The 17,381-nt window shown below is 45.8% G+C and carries 16 protein-coding genes; 7 read left to right on the top strand and 9 right to left on the bottom strand.

What is annotated here, in order from left to right; translation table 11 throughout:
* Window positions 1–53: 53 nt before the first annotated feature.
* The 3 genes from ACFSKO_RS10100 to ggt form a co-directional block, all read right to left on the bottom strand.
* On the bottom strand, window positions 54–731 hold the full coding sequence (locus tag ACFSKO_RS10100; RefSeq protein WP_380251088.1) for an alpha/beta fold hydrolase: 678 nt from the start codon (window positions 729–731) through the stop codon (window positions 54–56).
* 30 nt (window positions 732–761) lie between these two features.
* A complete protein-coding gene (locus ACFSKO_RS10105) occupies window positions 762–1,493 on the bottom strand; it encodes a transporter substrate-binding domain-containing protein (RefSeq protein ID WP_380251090.1) in 732 nt (243 codons plus the stop codon).
* A 245-nt stretch (window positions 1,494–1,738) separates the two neighbouring features.
* Window positions 1,739–3,505 carry a gamma-glutamyltransferase gene (gene ggt, locus ACFSKO_RS10110; protein WP_380251092.1) on the bottom strand — a complete coding sequence of 589 codons (1,767 nt, stop codon included), beginning with the start codon at window positions 3,503–3,505 and terminating at the stop codon, window positions 1,739–1,741.
* 376 nt (window positions 3,506–3,881) lie between these two features.
* Here ggt and ACFSKO_RS10115 point away from each other — a divergent pair, with 376 nt between their 5' ends.
* The gene (locus ACFSKO_RS10115) at window positions 3,882–4,820 is read left to right on the top strand and encodes a LysR family transcriptional regulator (protein ID WP_380251094.1); all 939 of its coding nucleotides are present in this window, start codon (window positions 3,882–3,884) and stop codon (window positions 4,818–4,820) included.
* A 39-nt stretch (window positions 4,821–4,859) separates the two neighbouring features.
* Here the strand turns inward: ACFSKO_RS10115 and ACFSKO_RS10120 are convergent, their stop codons facing one another.
* Complete coding sequence (locus tag ACFSKO_RS10120) at window positions 4,860–5,771, bottom strand: LysR family transcriptional regulator (protein WP_380251096.1); 912 nt, start codon at window positions 5,769–5,771, stop codon at window positions 4,860–4,862.
* A 197-nt stretch (window positions 5,772–5,968) separates the two neighbouring features.
* Between ACFSKO_RS10120 and ACFSKO_RS10125 the strand changes: the two genes are divergently transcribed.
* Complete coding sequence (locus ACFSKO_RS10125; protein WP_380251098.1) at window positions 5,969–6,577, top strand: short chain dehydrogenase; 609 nt, start codon at window positions 5,969–5,971, stop codon at window positions 6,575–6,577.
* 128 nt (window positions 6,578–6,705) lie between these two features.
* On the opposite strand, the gene ACFSKO_RS10130 is transcribed toward ACFSKO_RS10125, so the two are convergent.
* Complete coding sequence (locus tag ACFSKO_RS10130) at window positions 6,706–7,617, bottom strand: DMT family transporter (RefSeq protein ID WP_380251100.1); 912 nt, start codon at window positions 7,615–7,617, stop codon at window positions 6,706–6,708.
* Between the two features lie 384 nt (window positions 7,618–8,001).
* On the opposite strand from ACFSKO_RS10130, the gene ACFSKO_RS10135 reads away from it, so the two are divergent.
* Window positions 8,002–8,439 (top strand): universal stress protein, encoded by a 438-nt coding sequence (locus ACFSKO_RS10135; RefSeq protein WP_380251102.1) that lies wholly within the window; start codon window positions 8,002–8,004, stop codon window positions 8,437–8,439.
* 11 nt (window positions 8,440–8,450) lie between these two features.
* Entirely contained in the window at window positions 8,451–10,028 is a 1,578-nt protein-coding gene (locus ACFSKO_RS10140) for an alanine/glycine:cation symporter family protein (protein WP_380251104.1), read from the top strand.
* A gap of 144 nt (window positions 10,029–10,172) precedes the next feature.
* On the opposite strand, the gene ACFSKO_RS10145 is transcribed toward ACFSKO_RS10140, so the two are convergent.
* The 3 genes from ACFSKO_RS10145 to ACFSKO_RS10155 are packed head-to-tail and all read right to left on the bottom strand — an operon-like array spanning window position 10,173 to window position 13,621.
* Complete coding sequence (locus ACFSKO_RS10145; RefSeq protein WP_380251106.1) at window positions 10,173–11,345, bottom strand: pyridoxal phosphate-dependent aminotransferase; 1,173 nt, start codon at window positions 11,343–11,345, stop codon at window positions 10,173–10,175.
* A gap of 1 nt (window position 11,346) precedes the next feature.
* Window positions 11,347–12,165, bottom strand: a complete 819-nt coding sequence (locus ACFSKO_RS10150; protein ID WP_380251108.1) for a fumarylacetoacetate hydrolase family protein — start codon at window positions 12,163–12,165, stop codon at window positions 11,347–11,349.
* A 46-nt stretch (window positions 12,166–12,211) separates the two neighbouring features.
* Complete coding sequence (locus ACFSKO_RS10155; protein ID WP_380251110.1) at window positions 12,212–13,621, bottom strand: aminotransferase-like domain-containing protein; 1,410 nt, start codon at window positions 13,619–13,621, stop codon at window positions 12,212–12,214.
* Window positions 13,622–14,146: 525 nt separating this feature from the next.
* Here ACFSKO_RS10155 and ACFSKO_RS10160 point away from each other — a divergent pair.
* The 3 genes from ACFSKO_RS10160 to ACFSKO_RS10170 all read left to right on the top strand — a co-directional run bounded on the left by ACFSKO_RS10160 (window position 14,147) and on the right by ACFSKO_RS10170 (window position 16,644).
* Entirely contained in the window at window positions 14,147–14,632 is a 486-nt protein-coding gene (locus ACFSKO_RS10160) for an ATP-dependent zinc protease family protein (protein WP_380251112.1), read from the top strand.
* A gap of 63 nt (window positions 14,633–14,695) precedes the next feature.
* Window positions 14,696–15,601 (top strand): 30S ribosomal protein S6--L-glutamate ligase, encoded by a 906-nt coding sequence (rimK, locus tag ACFSKO_RS10165; protein WP_380251114.1) that lies wholly within the window; start codon window positions 14,696–14,698, stop codon window positions 15,599–15,601.
* Complete coding sequence (locus ACFSKO_RS10170; protein WP_380251116.1) at window positions 15,601–16,644, top strand: succinylglutamate desuccinylase/aspartoacylase family protein; 1,044 nt, start codon at window positions 15,601–15,603, stop codon at window positions 16,642–16,644. Before rimK ends, ACFSKO_RS10170 begins: the two co-directional genes overlap by 1 nt.
* A 47-nt stretch (window positions 16,645–16,691) precedes the next feature.
* On the opposite strand, the gene ACFSKO_RS10175 is transcribed toward ACFSKO_RS10170, so the two are convergent.
* The gene (locus tag ACFSKO_RS10175; RefSeq protein WP_380251118.1) at window positions 16,692–17,315 is read right to left on the bottom strand and encodes a peroxiredoxin family protein; all 624 of its coding nucleotides are present in this window, start codon (window positions 17,313–17,315) and stop codon (window positions 16,692–16,694) included.
* Between the last annotated feature and the right edge of the window lie 66 nt (window positions 17,316–17,381).

Here is a 17,381-nt window from a genome sequence, read left to right on the forward strand (position 1 = left end):
TGTAAAACATATCAAAGCTTGGTATCAAAAATCCCCGGGCAGGGTGTTTTATTTTATAACGAATTCACGAACTCAGTTACGATATATGCCCCTTCCACAGGCTTTGCTTGCAATAAAAAGTGAGGACCTTCGACTATCTTAATCTCAACATTTTTGTAGCAGACTTTAAATTGCTCGCTTTTGAATTGGGGGACCAGCTTGTCAGATGATGGTAAAATATACACTACTGGCAGTTCACTTGAGAAACATTCAAAATCCAAGGATTGAAGGGTTTCGAGCCTGGCCTTCATTAGCTTTGGGGACAGCTTTTTCACTGTGCTTTGGAATAAATCCATTAGGTCGTCACCTGCAACGGACCCCAGAAAAAGAAACCGCAATACAAACCGACTTAAGGGTAATCGAGCCAAAAGATTTAAAGGCAACAACTTGGCAAGAAACAGTAAGGCTCTGTTCGGCGATGAAAGAAAGGAGGCGACAAATACAATTCCCTTTAAGTGAGGCGGTGATTTTGCAGATATCTGTGCGGCTATCGGGCCAGAGAATGATTCCGCAACTAGAATAAACGCCTCGTCTGGAAGTTGGGACATTACATAACTTGTCAGAGTTTCGTAATCCTGTTTGCCTGTATTTGGAAGAGCAATAATTTGTGTTTCAAAACCATCAAGCACCGAAAGAAAAGGTGCGAACATGTCACCCATTCCATCCAAACCCGGCAAAAGAACAATCTTCAAAATCCCTCCCCTTAAGGACCCTTGAGATGCCTAATTATACTTTTTCATGATGTTTTCAATAATTTTGTTTTGATGAAGCTTATTGACTGTATCAACAAGGATTTGGAGAGTTTCCGGGGTCAGGTTTTTAGATCTTTCGGATACCTGTAACCAGGCAGATCTATTGCTGAGGAAAAGAGATTGCCCCAATATATCTTTTGAAAGCCCGAGATTTCTCAAATGATAAACAATGGATATCTCTGGCCCTGCGACGAGTTCAGCCCGGTCTTCTAACAGCTGGTTGACCGCATTGGAAAACCCGGGAACTAAAGTCTTTTTTAACACGGGATCATTGTCGAATTTTTCTTGATAGAAAGTTCCCCTCGGCACAGAAATCGTGTGCCTGTAAAGATCATTATAAGCTAAAAGATCAATCCCGCGTTTACCGACAACAATATTGCGCAAGGTATAAACCCGAACCTTTGGCGTGGCGATCTGCTCGCTTCTTGTGGTCCGAAAGAATATCGCAAAATCCGTATCCCCGGTTTCGAGCTCGAAAAACATTCGCTTGTAGGGCACCACCCTCACATTTAGATCAAGCCCGGTTTCCTGAGAAATTTCTTGGAGAATTTCAGGAATAATCCCAACACCCCTCCCCTCGGCATCCCGGCTGCCAAAGGGATGAAGATCAAACACACTGACATGTAACGTTGTTGCAGAAGCGAGGCTGCTCCAAAAGCAGAGTAAAAAACTAAATAACAGCGAAAAGAGTGTTCGGAACATCAAGATTTTAATTTCGATTTCTCTCATGATCGGAAAAATTAATACGAATAATATATAACTTCTCATCAGTTTGTAGAGAATAACTTCATATATTATTAAAAGCCAAGCAACGAGCCGCTTTTAAAATCCTGCAAAAAGCACCTCCAAATGCCCTTTATCTAATCTCCATTTCGATAGAACTCCAACCATACAAAAGAAAACCGAGCCAAAAACAGGCCCGGTGTTCCTTCAAAAATGGCTGATTATCAGTCTCCCATCACCGTGCCTTCGCGGCGGGTGTCGGCACCGCCGATCAGGGCACCGTCTTTGATCTGGATGACGTGCAGGCCAGAGTTCAGGTCGCTGACCTTGGTTTCATGACCAAGCGCTTCGAGAGCCGGGATCATCGCAACAGCATCGGTGTTTTCCTCAATATCCGTGGCACCATTGCGGTTGACGATGTGCGGTTGGCTGATCGCCACTTGCGGGTCCATGTTGAAGTCTAGAATAGCAACGATGGACTGGGCCACGTAGTTGATGATGCGCGACCCACCGGGCGAGCCTATAGCCAGCACAGGTGCGCCGTCTTTGAGGACGATGGTCGGGGCCATGGAAGAGCGCGGGCGCTTGCCGCCTTCGACCCGATTGGCAATCGGTTTGCCGTCTTCTTCCGGGGCGCGAGAGAAATCTGTCAGCTCATTGTTAAGCAGAAATCCGTTGCTCATCACCCGTGACCCAAAGCCTGTTTCGATGGTGGTGGTAATCGACACCACATTGCCCTGCGCATCGACAATAGAAAAGTGGCTGGTTCCCGGACGCTCTAACTGCGTATCAGGCGCGTAAATACTGGCCTCTTTCCAGGGCGGGGTTCCGGCATTAGCTTTGGCCATGGCTTTGCTTGGATCAATCAGGGCAGCACGACTTTTGAGATAATTTGCGTCGAGCAGGCCTTCTGGCATTTTCACGAAATCACTGTCGGCCATGTAAAGACCCCGATCCGCATAGGCGAGCTTGGCAGCTTCAAGATAAAGGTGTGTGCTTTCAGCGCCCGGCCCCATGGCAGGAATGTCATAGTTAGAAAGGATCGACAGGATTTGCCCAACAGTCAGTGCGCCGGAAGAAGGTGGCCCCATGCCGCAAACTTCATAACCTCGATAATCCGCACAGGCAGGCTTACGTTCAACGACAGTATAGGCCTTCATATCAGCCATCGTGAGCACACCACCGTTTTCTTCTGTTTTCACAGCGGCAACAATATCCTTGGCGATCTGGCCTTCGTAGAAAACTTTCGAGCCTTCTTTTTGGATTAGGGCAAGGGCTGCGGCAAATTCGGGATTGCGCAACAAGGTCCCGGCTTTGAGCGGATTGCCGTTTTTATCAAAGAAATAATCCCGGGTACCGGCCATTGTTTCAAGTTTGCGTTTGCCCTGGGCTTTCTCAATCAGGCTCGCCAGACGCGGAGAGACTTGAAAGCCACCCTGAGCCAGCGCGCGGGTCGGCTCAATCAAAGACGCCCAGTCCTGATTTCCATAACGCTGCTGCACCGTTTCAATCAGCTTAAGCGTTCCCGGCACACCGACGGACTTACCACCGACCACGGCGTCAAACCAGCCCACAGGCTGCCCATCTGCACCCAACCAATAATCTGGCGTGGCAGCCATCGGAGCTTTTTCACGGCCATCAAAGGTGGTCAGGGTTTTGGACTTGGCATCCCAATAAACCATAAAGGCTCCACCGCCTATGCCAGAGCTTTGTGGCTCGACCAGATTGAGCATGAACTGTACCGCAACCGCAGCATCGGCAGCAGTACCGCCGCGCTCAAGCACTTCATAACCAACTTGGGTAGCAATTGGGTTAGCCGAAGCCACCATGAATTTCTCGGACTTAACAGACTGCTTTTCCACCACAGCATGGGTCGCTTCAGGCTGCACAGCTTCCTGTGCTGAGAGAGGGCCAGACAGGCCTGTTAAAATTGTTGAGGTAAGTAAAGTGGACGCAAAGGCTAACACGGCCTTTTTGTGGAGAATGGACATTAAATTCTTCCCTGTGTTCTATTTTAATATTCAGTATGAGGCGGTAACCAACAGGTATTTTTTAGTGAATTCTTTTAGCTGATGAGTGTTTATTATAGATTTTATTTATGAACTAAGAGACCAACGTCAAGGACTGTGAAGAGAGAGACCTCCAACAAACAAAAGGAGATAAACAAATAATTACGACAATAACGGTTATAGCTTTACGAAGAAATCGACAATCTTATAAAATAAACTTATGATCTTATAGGTTGTCTTAATAACATAGTCCCTAATGAATTTGTTTGGCAACGTCACACATAAAATGACACAACTTTAAATAACATGCTCAGACTGCCGCTGAGATTTCGGAACAAATAAGCGAAAAAACCACCCAATGTTTAGCCTTAAAGAAAATAAACTTGCTCACCTGAAATCTCTCGAAGCCTTTGCCGCAGTAATGGAGACAGGAAGCCTTACCAAGGCAGCGGAAAAGCTCGGGGTGACCCAGCCCTCTATAAGTCAACACATCCAAAGGCTGGAAGACACATTCGAGACTGACCTTTTCATGCGTCAAAACGGACGTATTTTCCCAACCGAACGCGCCAAGATCCTGCACGAAGACGTAGAAGAGTTACTCACGGGAATAGATAAGACCTTCACCAAGTGGCGTCGTGGTCAGACCCGTCAGGTCAACCAGTTACGCATTTGCGCTTCTTTCTCAAACTCATCTTTGGTACTGCCACACTTACTTACACGATTACCGCGACAACGCAGCATGCATTTTCAAGTCACGTCAGCGTCCCAAGAAGATTCCATCAGTGCCTTGACAGAAAATCGTGCCGATGTTGCCTTTCATACTAGGCCACTGAACCACAAAAGTATCGAGAACCAGCGTTTTCTTTCTGCCCGTCAAGTTTGCATCCTTCCCACAATGCATCCGTTAGCAGAAAAACCACAGTTGACTGTCACCGATCTGCAAAATCAGAAAATGATATCAGTCCCCAAAAGTGATCCTTGCTACAGTGAGCATCAGGACATCATCCGCCGTCACAATTTACAGATCCAAAACCTTCTTGAAACGCCCTATTCAACTCTTGCCATGCAAATGGCAGAAGAATTTAATGCCCTTTATATCGGCAACATTTTAATCGCTGAACTTTTCTGCCAGAAAAACCCTGGCCTCGTCTGGCGAGAAATCGAAGAGTTCGAGCAAAAGACACACTTCTATTTTGCTGTCTCCCCTTGGCTGCAAAGCTCGGAAACGGAAAGAGAGCTGAAACAAGTGATTCCAGATGCTTTTGCAGAGTTATCAACAAAACTTAATCTCTGGTAATATCCCCTAAAAAAACACATTAAAGTTCCCTAAGTTTATTTAATTACGAGAAAATTCTTCCTTTAAAAGACTTAAGACCCAATTGTGCAAAGGGTCGTGGTTGGAGCGAGAATGCCAGGCCGCGATGACTTCAAACTCGAGAGTATTCTCTTCAAGATTAAGCTCGATCAGTCCATCTTTCGGCATACTCCGAGAAGGTATAAATGCAATAGCATCGCTATTTTTTATGTAATGAGGGACGACAGAAAAACAGGGCGCAGACATGATAACATTACGTTTCATACCCTGCTCTTCGAACAGGGTATCAATCGATCCTCGAAAATCCGGCCTTGATTGGGAAACAATAATTTGAGGTATAGCTGCGATATCAACCAGGCTTAACTGATGTCCAGCAAGGTGTGACTCCTTTGAAGCAACACAGATGTGATGCTCTTTAAACAACGAGATTCTAGGATAGGATTCAGAAACAAAACTTGGAAAGGCAAGAGCTAAATCCACCTTCCCCGTCACCATTTCATTGTGAAGATTATCAATATCGAAATCTTCTAAATTAATTTTTAAATTCGGGGCATCTCGCCAAATCTTTGGTAATAAATGAGGCAATATTACCAGTTGAGCATAATCAGTTGCGGCAATCGTAAAGACTTTGTCGATCGTAGCCAGATCAAATTCAGCCTCATCAAACAGCCCTTCGACTTCGCTCAAGATTTTCTCAAGACGTTCCCCCAATTGTTCGGCAGTGGGTGTCGGGATCAAACCATTGCTGGTTCTGACAAACAATGGATCCTCAAATATTTCCCGCATTTTACGAAGCTGATCGCTAACAGCTTGTTGCGTTAAGCCCACCGAATTGGCCACACGAGAGACATTTCTTTCGCACAACAGGGCTTTTAATATTCTCAACTGCTTGAGTTCCAAACGTTGAACGTTTTTTGAACTTGTTATTGTCAAAAGTTATGAACTTTCTGGTTTTTGTTATCTAGGACAGCCCCTTTAACAATATAAGAAACCGCGGGATAAAATTTAACTTGTATCTATTACAAGTTAATACTGTTTCTATTTGTACCACGGATCCTGATATTACAAATCGAAAGTTGGCTACAAGATTTTGTACCTACAGAACACATAAAGATGTCAGGAGTTGTTTTATGAAAACCGTTATTCTTATTGGTGCCCAAGGGAAAATGGGCCAAGCAGCCTTAACCGGATTGGGAAATCACAAAGTAATCACCGCCGGTCGTTCGGTCGAGGGCTATGACTACCAAGTAGATATTACCAACGAAGCTTCGGTCAGAAATTTATTTAAAACAATTGGAGAATTTGACGCCGTCGTAAATACGGTGGGTGTTTGTGAATACGCCAGCTTTGCTGAAATGACTCAAGAGCAATGGATGACGACCGTCATGAGCAAAATGATGGGGCAAATCAACTTGGTACGGATTGGTCAGGAATACATTGCAGACAATGGTTCATTTACACTGATTACAGGAATTTTAAACGTTAAGCCAATCCCCTTTGCAATAGCGGATGCCACGACAAGCGGGGCAATAGATACATTCGTAAAGTGTGTTGCGTACGAGATGCCACGGGGTATTCGTATTAATTCGATCAACCCCACCGTGCTCGAAGAAGCTTGGGATGTCTATGGTGAAATGATGCCTGGGTTCCAACCTGTACCAAGCGTCCTTGTTGGTAAGGCGTTCGAGCGTTCGGTTGATAGCTTTATCACAGGTGAAGTAATCTTCGTTGACGCTTAAGCTCTTATCGTCACAACCACAGATGATCAACATAACAGCTTCGTTTTGATAAAAATCACTAAACTGATTTGATAAAGCGACAAGACATCAATCACCAAATATGTCTTGTCGCTTCAGACTGAACCTCCTCAGCGACTTGGAACGACTGCTTTCCGGCTTGGTATATTGATCGCCGCGACACCAATAACTGCGGCGGCGATACCAATTGCCATAACGATAGAGATCTGCTCTCCCAGAAAGATAACGCCTAACATCACACCGATCCCCGCTCGTAAATAAGCCTGACTTGCCACCCCAAGGGACCCAAGCGTTTTAATGAGGCGGAAATAGATCAACAGGGCAACGCCGGTACAAAAAATCGACAAGATCAAAAGCGCCCCAATGGCCTGAAAGGAAGGGTTCAAGGTCCAGGGACGATCGACAATCAAACTAACAGGCACCAAAACCACGCTCGCCCACAGCATTGTTCCCGTGGCAATAACAGGGGCACTCAGGTGCGTAAAACGTTTGCCATAAATCGCAGCGCACCCATAGAGCATTGCTCCGCCAACAGCACAAAGCTGGCCAATGACCTCTTGGCCCAAGCCGTCCAGTGCATCAACCCCAACAATAAAGACAACACCGAGAAGCCCGAGTGTGGCCCCCAAAAACTTTAAACCTGTAATCTTCTCATGACGGGTAAAAATCAATGTGATGAAAAACACAAAGATCGGTGAGGTAGAATTTAACACGCTGGCCAGTGCACTATCCACGTACTGCTGCCCCCAGGCCAAAATGGTCCAGGCCGCAATTGAGCTTAATGTCGATTGGATCAAAAGCATCCACCAGCTGCGACCATCTCGCGGCAAACGTTCACCCTTAACAAACAAGACAATCATAAGGAAGATCGCCGCCCCACTCACTCGAACAGCAACAAGCGTAAGCGGGGGAATTTCGGTGATCGCAATTTTGGCAAAAAGATAGGAAGAACCCCATAGCAGGGCTAGTAACGCCAAAAAACCAATTTCAACAGGAAGCTTCACTTGTGCAGAAGTGTTCATAAAATAATTATGCCTTTTTATTGCGCTTTTTAAACGCTCTTTTGTACGCCCCTTCAAACAAGGATCATCGTCCAAGTTTAAAGATTGAACATAATTGTAGAACAAAAAAATCGCCAGATGCTTCGCCAAAGAACGAACTGTTCTAAAAAACACTCCCTTCAATAAAATTAAGGTTTATTCGCGTCCCCCCAAACCCTCAAAACTTTCGCATCATAATTTATGAATAGAAAAATTGTCGCAAATTTTTCGCCTCTAGGTTATGGTTACCGAGTTATTAATAAAATAAGTACGACATAAAAGAAGTTGGAACCGTTAGTAAAGAACGCTTAATCGGGCGGTACATGGTGTTTTTGCTAATATTGTTATATCTAAAGGGGGAAATAGATGACTGCTACTTTAATCGTTGGACTGGATGGTACAGGCTCCGGTGAACGCGCCGTGGCCTATGCTAAGAAACTCGCAAAACTTATCGGAGATTGCGAACTTCTTATGGTCTATGTGATCGAATGGTCACCTTATACATTCCAAACTGCAGAAGAAAATTCAGAACGGCACAAACGCCGCGAGGAAGAAATTGTCATGGCCTCGGAGAGGATCGTCAACCCGGCTGTATCCTCCGTGCAATCGGATGGTATTACGGCCAGAGGCATCGTGCGCCATGGTGATGTTGCCGACCTGCTCGACGCCGTCGCCGTTGAGGAAAAAGCCGAACAAATCATCGTCGCCCGTTCTTCTGAAGGTGGCTTTGTAAAACGTGTTTTTGGCACCTCTACCGCCAATCTGGTGATGCACGCCAGCGTTCCCGTCACTGTTGTTGGATAAGGAGAGTAGCCATGAATAGAATTTTTAAATTTTTCTTTCCCGTGCTCGCCCTATTGAGCACGACATCCGTCTCTCTCGCACAAGAATCCGGGAGCATTGACGCAACAATCAATGCTGGGTTTGCGTCTGCTACCGGATGGTTTGTAAACTTCATTTTCGCGCCCTTCCCCGGAACCAGCTTTCCATGGATTGTGATGTGGCTTGTGATTGCCGCTACAGTTTTCACGCTTTACTTTGTCTTCATACAGTTTCGCCTCTTTGGTCATGCGATCTCATTGGTAAAAGGGGATTATTCCGACCCCAATGACGCTGGTGAAGTCAGTCACTTCCAAGCACTCGCCACTGCGTTATCAGGTACTGTCGGGCTTGGGAATATAGCTGGTGTTGCTGTTGCTGTTGGTATCGGCGGTCCGGGTGCAACCTTCTGGATGGTCCTTGCTGGGCTACTCGGGATGGCTTCTAAATTTACCGAATGTACCTTAGGCGTCAAATACCGGAATGAATACGAAGACGGTACCGTTTCTGGTGGCCCTATGTACTACATTTCAAAGGGTTTCAAAGAACGCGGATTACCTTGTGGTAAATACCTCGCGATCCTCTTTTCAGTTTTCTGTATTCTTGGTGCTCTTGGTGGCGGGAACATGTTCCAAGCCAACCAGGCTCACGCCCAGATTGCGGGTATCGTCGGGGATTATCCCGGTTGGATCACGGGTATAATCTTTGCGGGTGTCGTGTTCTCCGTAATTGTTGGCGGGATCAAATCCATTGCTAACGTTACCGAAAAAGTTGTGCCTTTCATGGGTATCCTCTACGTCGCGGCAGCTCTTGTTATTCTGATTATGAATGCAGGTCAGATCGGCTGGGCTTTCGGTCAAATTTTCGAAGGCGCCTTTACCGGACTTGGTATTGCGGGTGGTTTCGTTGGGGCCTTGATCCAAGGTTTCAAACGTGCAGCCTTCTCTAACGAAGCTGGTGTTGGTTCAGCGGCTATTGCCCACTCTGCGGTTCGGACAAAAGAACCAATTACAGAAGGCGTTGTTTCACTGCTTGAGCCATTTATTGATACTGTCGTGATCTGTACAATGACCGCGCTGGTGATCATTATTACAGGTCAGCTGACCATTAACCCGGAAACTGGGAACTATATCGTAGAAGGTGGTAAAATCGTGACGGCAACAGGCGTTTCGGGCGTGGCTCTGACATCTGCAGCTTTTGCTTCAGCCTTTGACTGGTTCCCATATGTTCTGGCAGTGGCTGTTGTACTCTTTGCTTTCTCTACCATGATTTCCTGGTCTTACTACGGTCTTAAGGCCTGGACTTATCTCTTTGGTGAAGGAAAAGGCTCCGAGCTGACTTTTAAAATCATTTTCTGCATCTTTATCATTATCGGTGCCGCGGCCAGTCTTGGTCCGGTTATTGATTTCTCAGATGCAGCAATCTTTGCGATGGCCGTGGTCAATATTACCGCGCTCTATTTCCTGATGCCAATTGTCAAAAGGGAGCTCAACAGCTATCTCTCTCGCCTTAAATCTGGTGAGATCAAAAAGTTTTCGTCTAAACCCGTTCCAAAAGGAACAGCCGCCGAATAAACCTCAGCGTTGACAAAAACCAAAAACGGGCGATCTACGGATCGCCCGTTTTCGTTACACCTTACAAACACAATACAAAAATAGGTACATTAGAAATTAACTAAGCCTCTTTTGTTCCTTAATAGCGGGTGATTGACTCAAAAATTATTGATTTAAATAATCACGGATTTGTCGACACCCCACGATGACGTCCTTATCTGAAATTGCAGTTGATATCCGCACGGATGACTTGGTCAAAGAGCCAAACGTCTCGCCGGGCGCAACAGCTACGCCTGTGTTTTCAAGTAACTCCCGAACAAAATCATTTGAACTTTTCTCTGCTTTGGAAATATCGACCATCGCATAAAAAGCCCCTTGGGGCTTATTTAGAAGAAAGCCATCAGGTTCAAGAATGGAAGCAGCCAACGCCGAACGTCTCTTGTAAGCCTGACACATTGTTTTGACACAGTCCTGAGACCCTCTCACTGCCGCCTCGGCGGCTGCCTGACTGACTGCAGGCGGACAAGACACAATTGATTCAACCAACCTTGTCGCCGCATTAATGGTCGCCTCATTGGCAACCATCCACCCGATGCGCCATCCTGTCATAGCATAAGACTTGGACGCTCCAGATATCATAATAACGCGGTTTAATGGATCTGGGCCCAAGGCATTAGACAAGGCAGAAACATGCGCACCCTCAAAAATAAAGTCCTCGTATATTTCATCCGAGATCAGCAGGATGTTGTTACGTTCGGCAAAGTCGAGCAGTTTTTTCATTTTATCAACTGACAGATTTGCTCCTGTTGGATTACCTGGATAGTTTATAAAAATTGCCCGTGTTTTGCTCGTGATTTTATCTTGGAGTTCGTCAATATCAGGTTGATAGTTCTTATCAAAATGTAAAGCATAGGGAATTGATTTACCCCCTGCCATGGAGATCGCGTTAAGATAATTTGGCCAACCCGGATCTGGCACCAAAACTTCATCCCCCGGTTCCACAAAAGACATTAAACTTAAGTAAATCGCCATCACGCCACCGGTGGTAATACAGATATTTTTGCCTGAAATTTCTGCACCGGTTTTCTGTGCCACCCGCTCAGCAACGGCCTCACGCAAAGACATGAACCCTGCATTGGGTGTGTATCCCGTACAGCCATTTTTCACAGCGCTGAACGCAGCCTCAACAATATGTTCCGGTGTGGTGAAGTCAGGTTGCCCCACCTCCATATGAATGACGGGAAGACCTCGCGCCTGCCTTTCGGCAGCAAGTGTCATAACTGCCCGAATTCCCGATGGGTGAAGTTCTCTCACTCGTGATGCAATAAATCCATCCATGTTATTCTCCTGTGCCCGAAATTGTACCTAACTCAGTACTTGAAATAGTGTTTCTAAGAGTTCCTATGCCTTCGATCTCGACTTCACAGCAATCTCCCGGCTTCATAAACAACTGTGGCTCTTGAACGACCCCAACACCAGCGGGAGTTCCTGTCAGGATCATATCGCCTGGCAGTAACGTCATAATTTGGCTGATGTAAGATACCAGGTCTGCAACGGGGAAGATCAGTTGATCCGTGTTGGATGATTGGACGAGCTCGCCGTTCAATCTAGTCTCAATCCGTAAGCCCGATGCCCCCAGAGGTAACTCGTCAGCTGATACAATAACGGGCCCTAAACCACCGCTTCGATCAAAAATTTTTCCCGACATCCACTGCTGAGTACGTAATTGAAAATCTCTGATCGAACCGTCATTCGCAATGCTATAACCGTAGACATGCGCTAACGCCTGATCTTTACTTATTTTTGAAGCTTCCTTGCCAATCACAACGACCAATTCACCTTCATAATCAAAGTGCTCACTACTGTCTGGTTTAATCAAGGCCTGATCATGTGCGGAAAAACTGCTTAAAAACCGACTGAAGAGCGTCGGATATTTTGGTATTTCAGCCCCCACCTCCTCAGCATGGTCTTTGTAGTTCAACCCAATACAAAAAATGCGCGCTGATCTGGAAACAGGAACACCCCATCCCGTCTTTTGGTTTATCGGCAAGTCATCGACTGGGAGCCACGCAATTTCCACAGGGCCTACAACCTGACCTTCAGATGAAATTTCGACAATTTGGACGTGATTATTTTCAACTAAGCTAGATATTCTCATGACCTAATTCCTTAAATATTAGATGAAATTTTATAAACCGAGCTTTTTACAAAACTCCGATGGCACTAGATGGCCCGTCCTTGAGCAGTTCACTTATTTTCTTAAGGCCTCTTTCCAAGACTTTCTGGTTGGAAGCCGCCCCCAAACATAACCGGACACCATTAGCGCCAAAGGTCTGGTCTAAGTTTTGACTGGCACTTTGCCCGCTGTGTTGCGTTATTTGAAAAGTCCCCGTACCAAGCAAAGCAACACCATTTTTGTGCGCTTCATTGATAAAGGTTTCCGAGGACCATTCAGAAGAAAGTTCTACCCAAGTGTAGTAGCTGGATATTTTCTGTACGACATAAGGTGAACCCAACAGTTTTTGGACCAATAACTGTCTTTGTTTGGCTTCTTCTTTTTTAGCTTTCAGAGTAGCCAAAGCTGTGCCGTCGTTGATCCACCGTGTTGCAATTTCGGCCATCAAGGGCGGCAGCGTCCAATAGGTAGCAAGCAACCGCCTTCGAACGGTCTTCACCGTTTCTTTGGGGGCAGAGACATAAGCAATCCGGAGCCCGCCGCTGATCACTTTGGAAATTCCGGCAATAAAAAAAGTCAATTCTGGTAGTAAATTGGCGTAAGGAACGGGTTGTTCATCAGAAAACAGGCGCTGGATATCATCTTCAACAATGAAAATTCGATGCTTGCGGCAGATATCAGCAATTTCTCTCCGTCTGTATTCAGGGGTGAGAATTGTGGTCGGGTTATGCACCGTTGGCAGGGTATAAAAAGCCTTAACATTCTTGTGCTCAAAAAGAATGTTTTCGAGTGCTTCGGGAATAACGCCGTCCTCATCCATTCTTACAGGAATGAGCGTAATTCCCAGCATTAACGCAGTTTCACGTATACCGGGATAAGTAAGTTCCTCGACAACAACCGCTTCGCCAGCCTCCGCAATACTGGAAAGACAAACCGTTATTGCATGTTGGGATCCTCCCGTAAGAGAAACCTGCTCCAAAACACAATCTACACCATTTAAATGCAACCAACGCAAACCAGCTTCCCGGTAAACAATATGCCCGGAATGATCCTGATAGCTCAATAGATGCTGACAATCTTCCTTTGAAATTTGAGCCAGAGTTTCGGATAATAAGGGATCAAACGCATAGAGCGGATAGTCGATCCGCAAATCCAACATCTCATTACACTGATGATCTACAGCTTGGAAAAAAGGATCACTTTTTCCAGCCACAAAGGACCCTTTGCCGACGACCGTATTGATCAGTTTTTCTGAGTTAGCAGCTTGGTAAGCACGCGCAATAGTACTTTTGGCAATCCCGGTGTGTTCTACCAGCTCATCCTGAGTTGGTAATTGTTCACCCGCAACAAGATGTCCCGAAGAAATATCTTTTTTCAGGATATATAGCAGTGTCTGGACTTTGTTTGCTGTATGTCTATTTATGCTTGGTTTCCACATAGACAAAGCTTATTAGACCTACGAGGAGATTCAATTACTATATTGAACTCATTTTATTTAAAAAGAATTCATAGCTCAGGTTGCGTAACCTGGTACGTTAATTTCGTTCTATCAGAAAAAGAACCATTATGTACTTTTTATCAGTACAACAGCTGAATCCCAACATAACCAAAATACACCTATATAACCCATCCAGAAGGCGTTAACACCTGAGTGTTTAGAGTATTGATAAGGTTTCCAAACGTGCTGGACCATCGATCACTTGTTTTTTATTCAATCAAAAGTTAGCTTTAACCATTATTTTGTAGTCAAGGAATTAGCTTTAGTTTAAAGGCATCGAAATTGCCAAACTTGGATTCTGAATTATTTAACCGTTTGGCCCTTATTCTATTCATTTATACCTGCGCCCACCTGCCGACTGATTTAACACCCATCTTGTCGCGGGCACGGTACCGATAAGCGAACCAATTGATATCAACCCTGCCGTTTGTGATAAGAAAACAGCCCTTGGGATAAAATTATACGATGAGATCAAATAGTAGAAAAGCGATGGAGATTGGCTGGCGAGAGTATGTCAGCTTACCCGAATTCCATCTGGATAAGATAAAAGCAAAAATTGATTCCGGTGCTCGGACCTCGGCTCTCCACGCTGAAGATATTACTGTAACAAAAGAAGACGGCGTTGAATTTGTATCCTTTCTCGTCCCAGTAGACGGCTGTCCAAAAGGCATCCGCTGCAAAGTAAAAGTCACGGACAAACGCCCCATCAAAAATACCAGTGGCGTTCCAGAGGAACGTTACATTGTAGAGACAATCCTCATTCTTGGTGACGAAAGCTGGCCAATTGAGGTATCCTTAACCAACCGACTTTCAATGCGGTTCCCCCTGATCATTGGTCGCGCTGCAATTCGGGACAAGCATTTTTTACTTAATCCTGGTGGTTCTTACCTTGCTGGACGCCATATCGTGTTTTCTGCTCCCAAGATAACGCGTCTAAAAAAATCGACGTGAACACAACTCTGATTGAACACGAAAATAAACACTTACATCTCTTGTTGATACTGGAATAAATCCATGAAAATAGCCATGTTAGCCCGAAACGCGAACCTTTACACACACCAGCGTTTGAAAGCCGCCGCTGAAGAGCGCGGGCACGAGCTCGACATTATCAACACTTTGAGATGTTACATGAACATCGCCTCTCGCCGCCCGGAAATTTATTATAACGGCGTAAAGTTGACAGGCTATGACGCCGTTATTCCTCGGATTGGTGCCTCTGTAACCTTTTATGGGACAGCGGTTTTACGTCAATTTGAAATGATGGGTGTTTATCCGCTTAACGAATCAGTCGCCATAGGGCGCTCGCGCGATAAACTGCGGTCCATGCAGTTGTTGGCCCGCGATGGCATTGGCTTGCCTGTCACAACCTTTGCGCATGACCCCAAACAAACCGATGAAGTTTTAAAACTTGCAGGCGGCGCCCCCCTCGTGATCAAGCTTCTGGAAGGCACACAGGGTATCGGAGTTGTCCTGGCAGATACAGACCGTTCCGCCACCTCGGTGGTCGAAGCTTTCCGCGGCGTTAAAGTTAATATACTGGTTCAGGAATTTATCAAGGAAGCTGGCGGTACTGATATTCGCGCTCTTGTTATCGGCGGTAAAGTTGTTGCTGCGATGAAGCGTACCGGCGCAGAAGGAGATTTCAGATCAAATCTTCACCGTGGCGGTAGTGCAAAATCCATTAAAATTTCTCCTGAAGAACGTTCGACAGCTATTCGTGCGGCAAAATCTATGGGATTGAACGTCTGTGGCGTAGATATGTTACGTGCCAATCACGGTCCAGTAGTTATGGAAGTTAACTCATCCCCCGGCTTAGAAGGTGTTGAAAATGCGACCGGAATTGATATTGCTGGTAAAATTATCGAGTTTTTAGAGAAAAAAGCAAAGCTGGGAAATACCAAAACAAAGGGTAAAGGATAATGCCTACACGTCCGCCCTTTGAAATTGGAGAATTTAAAATCGAAGCTGGAACCAGGAAGACTATTGATCTTCCTGTCAGCTTCCTCTCCGATCACACCCCGGCAAGTATGTCAGTTCATGTAATACACGGCAAAAAACCGGGGCCGACCTTGTTTGTCAGTGCCGCTATACACGGCGATGAAGTCATTGGTGCAGAAATTGTAAGGCGTCTTCTGAGGACATCTGCGTTGAACAAGTTACGCGGAACTCTGCTTGCAATCCCCATTGTGAATTCCTTTGGTTTTATGAACCATTCACGCTACCTACCTGACAGACGCGACCTCAATCGCTCCTTCCCCGGCACACCAAAGGGTTCCCTAGCTTCGCGCCTGGCCCATATATTTATGGAAGAGATTGTATCCCGATCTGACGTCGGTATCGACCTACACTCCGCGTCTTTCCACCGTACCAATCTACCGCAAATTCGAGTCACTCCGCACAAACCAGATACCATGGCCTTGGCAAAAGCCTTTGGTGCCCCCTTGATCTTGACGTCAAAAATCCGTCCGAACTCTCTGCGTGAATCAGCCCATACAAAAGGTGTCGACATCCTGGTTTATGAAGCGGGAGAAGGCCTTCGATTTGATGAAATTGCCGCCAGGGTCGGGGTTTCCGGCATTGTCCGCGTTATGCGGCATCTTGATATGATTTCAACAAAAAGTGGTGCCAAACCAAAAGTAGGATCCATATTATCCTCCTCCAGCTTTTGGGTACGCTCTCCTGCCGGCGGGCTTTTGCGTTTATTCAAATCAGCTGGCGACGAAGTTAAAAAAGGCGACTTACTCGGTGTGATTTCAGACCCCTTTGGCGAAAAGGAAACTGAAATTCTTACTCAGGAAGAAGGGCTCATAATCGGCCGAACCAATCTACCCGTCATCAATGAAGGGGATGGTCTGGTCCATATCGCGAAAATTCGCCGAGACGAAGATGCCGCTGCAACTATTGACGGTCTCACCGCCCAACTGGAACAAGATCCGCTCTTTGATGAAGATGAAATCATCTAAAGACAGAAAATAAGTAAGGGGTAAATAATTAATGAGTTACCCCTTACTTAACCTCTTTCTTTTGCATCACAACATCTTACATCTTTACTTTTCCTCTCCTGATCATCGTCTCTGTCGTCCTCACTAAAAATAACTTGAGGATTATGTGCTTGCACCAAAACATCAGGATTATCCCGATGTAAGCCACGTTCATTGCCTCCCTTTTCTTTGATCAAAGCCATGATCTCGGCTCCCAGTTGAAGGTCTGAGACTGCACCAAATTTTTGTCGGCGGATCCGTCCCCAACGATCAATCAAGATCAGACTTGGCGTTCCCTGCAGTTGATAACGCGCCATCGTTCTAGGCACAGGCCCTTTATCCGCTGGACAGTCAATTCCAATGGGAAAGGAAATTCGGTATTCGTGTAAGAATGCTTTCAGACTTTCCGGCCCCATAGCGGTATGGTGTTCAAAAACAGTGTGTAAACCAAGCACCACCAGATCATCGGGTGAAAAAAGTTTATACGCCTTTTGTGCTTGTGGCAGAGCGTGTTCGACACAACCCGGGCACAGCATCTGGAAGGCTTTGATCAAAACAACCTTTCCCAAACAATTTTCAAGGGTGATATCAGTTTGGGTATTCATCCACTGATCAACATGAAGTTCGGGCGCCTTCTGTAAGGTTTGTCGCATCACCTAATTCTCCTTATATTTTATAAAAACCTGTCAGGAAGCGGGAATTCTTGGTCCTGACAGGCC

The sequence above is a fragment of the Kiloniella antarctica genome (genome assembly GCF_042682825.1).
Classification (GTDB): domain Bacteria; phylum Pseudomonadota; class Alphaproteobacteria; order Kiloniellales; family Kiloniellaceae; genus Kiloniella; species Kiloniella antarctica.

Excerpts from the sequence above, each read along its gene's own strand:
- ACFSKO_RS10175 (WP_380251118.1), bottom strand. The coding sequence starts at position 17,315 with ATGCGACAAACCTTACAGAAGGCGCCCGAACTTCATGTTGATCAGTGG.
- ACFSKO_RS10150 (WP_380251108.1), bottom strand. The coding sequence starts at position 12,165 with ATGAGAATATCTAGCTTAGTTGAAAATAATCACGTCCAAATTGTCGAA.
- ACFSKO_RS10155 (WP_380251110.1), bottom strand. The coding sequence starts at position 13,621 with ATGTGGAAACCAAGCATAAATAGACATACAGCAAACAAAGTCCAGACA.
- ggt (WP_380251092.1), bottom strand. The coding sequence starts at position 3,505 with ATGTCCATTCTCCACAAAAAGGCCGTGTTAGCCTTTGCGTCCACTTTA.
- ACFSKO_RS10160 (WP_380251112.1), top strand. The coding sequence starts at position 14,147 with ATGAGATCAAATAGTAGAAAAGCGATGGAGATTGGCTGGCGAGAGTAT.
- ACFSKO_RS10130 (WP_380251100.1), bottom strand. The coding sequence starts at position 7,617 with ATGAACACTTCTGCACAAGTGAAGCTTCCTGTTGAAATTGGTTTTTTG.
- ACFSKO_RS10170 (WP_380251116.1), top strand. The coding sequence starts at position 15,601 with ATGCCTACACGTCCGCCCTTTGAAATTGGAGAATTTAAAATCGAAGCT.
- ACFSKO_RS10125 (WP_380251098.1), top strand. The coding sequence starts at position 5,969 with ATGAAAACCGTTATTCTTATTGGTGCCCAAGGGAAAATGGGCCAAGCA.
- ACFSKO_RS10115 (WP_380251094.1), top strand. The coding sequence starts at position 3,882 with ATGTTTAGCCTTAAAGAAAATAAACTTGCTCACCTGAAATCTCTCGAA.
- ACFSKO_RS10105 (WP_380251090.1), bottom strand. The coding sequence starts at position 1,493 with ATGTTCCGAACACTCTTTTCGCTGTTATTTAGTTTTTTACTCTGCTTT.
- ACFSKO_RS10145 (WP_380251106.1), bottom strand. The coding sequence starts at position 11,345 with ATGGATGGATTTATTGCATCACGAGTGAGAGAACTTCACCCATCGGGA.
- ACFSKO_RS10140 (WP_380251104.1), top strand. The coding sequence starts at position 8,451 with ATGAATAGAATTTTTAAATTTTTCTTTCCCGTGCTCGCCCTATTGAGC.
- ACFSKO_RS10135 (WP_380251102.1), top strand. The coding sequence starts at position 8,002 with ATGACTGCTACTTTAATCGTTGGACTGGATGGTACAGGCTCCGGTGAA.
- rimK (WP_380251114.1), top strand. The coding sequence starts at position 14,696 with ATGAAAATAGCCATGTTAGCCCGAAACGCGAACCTTTACACACACCAG.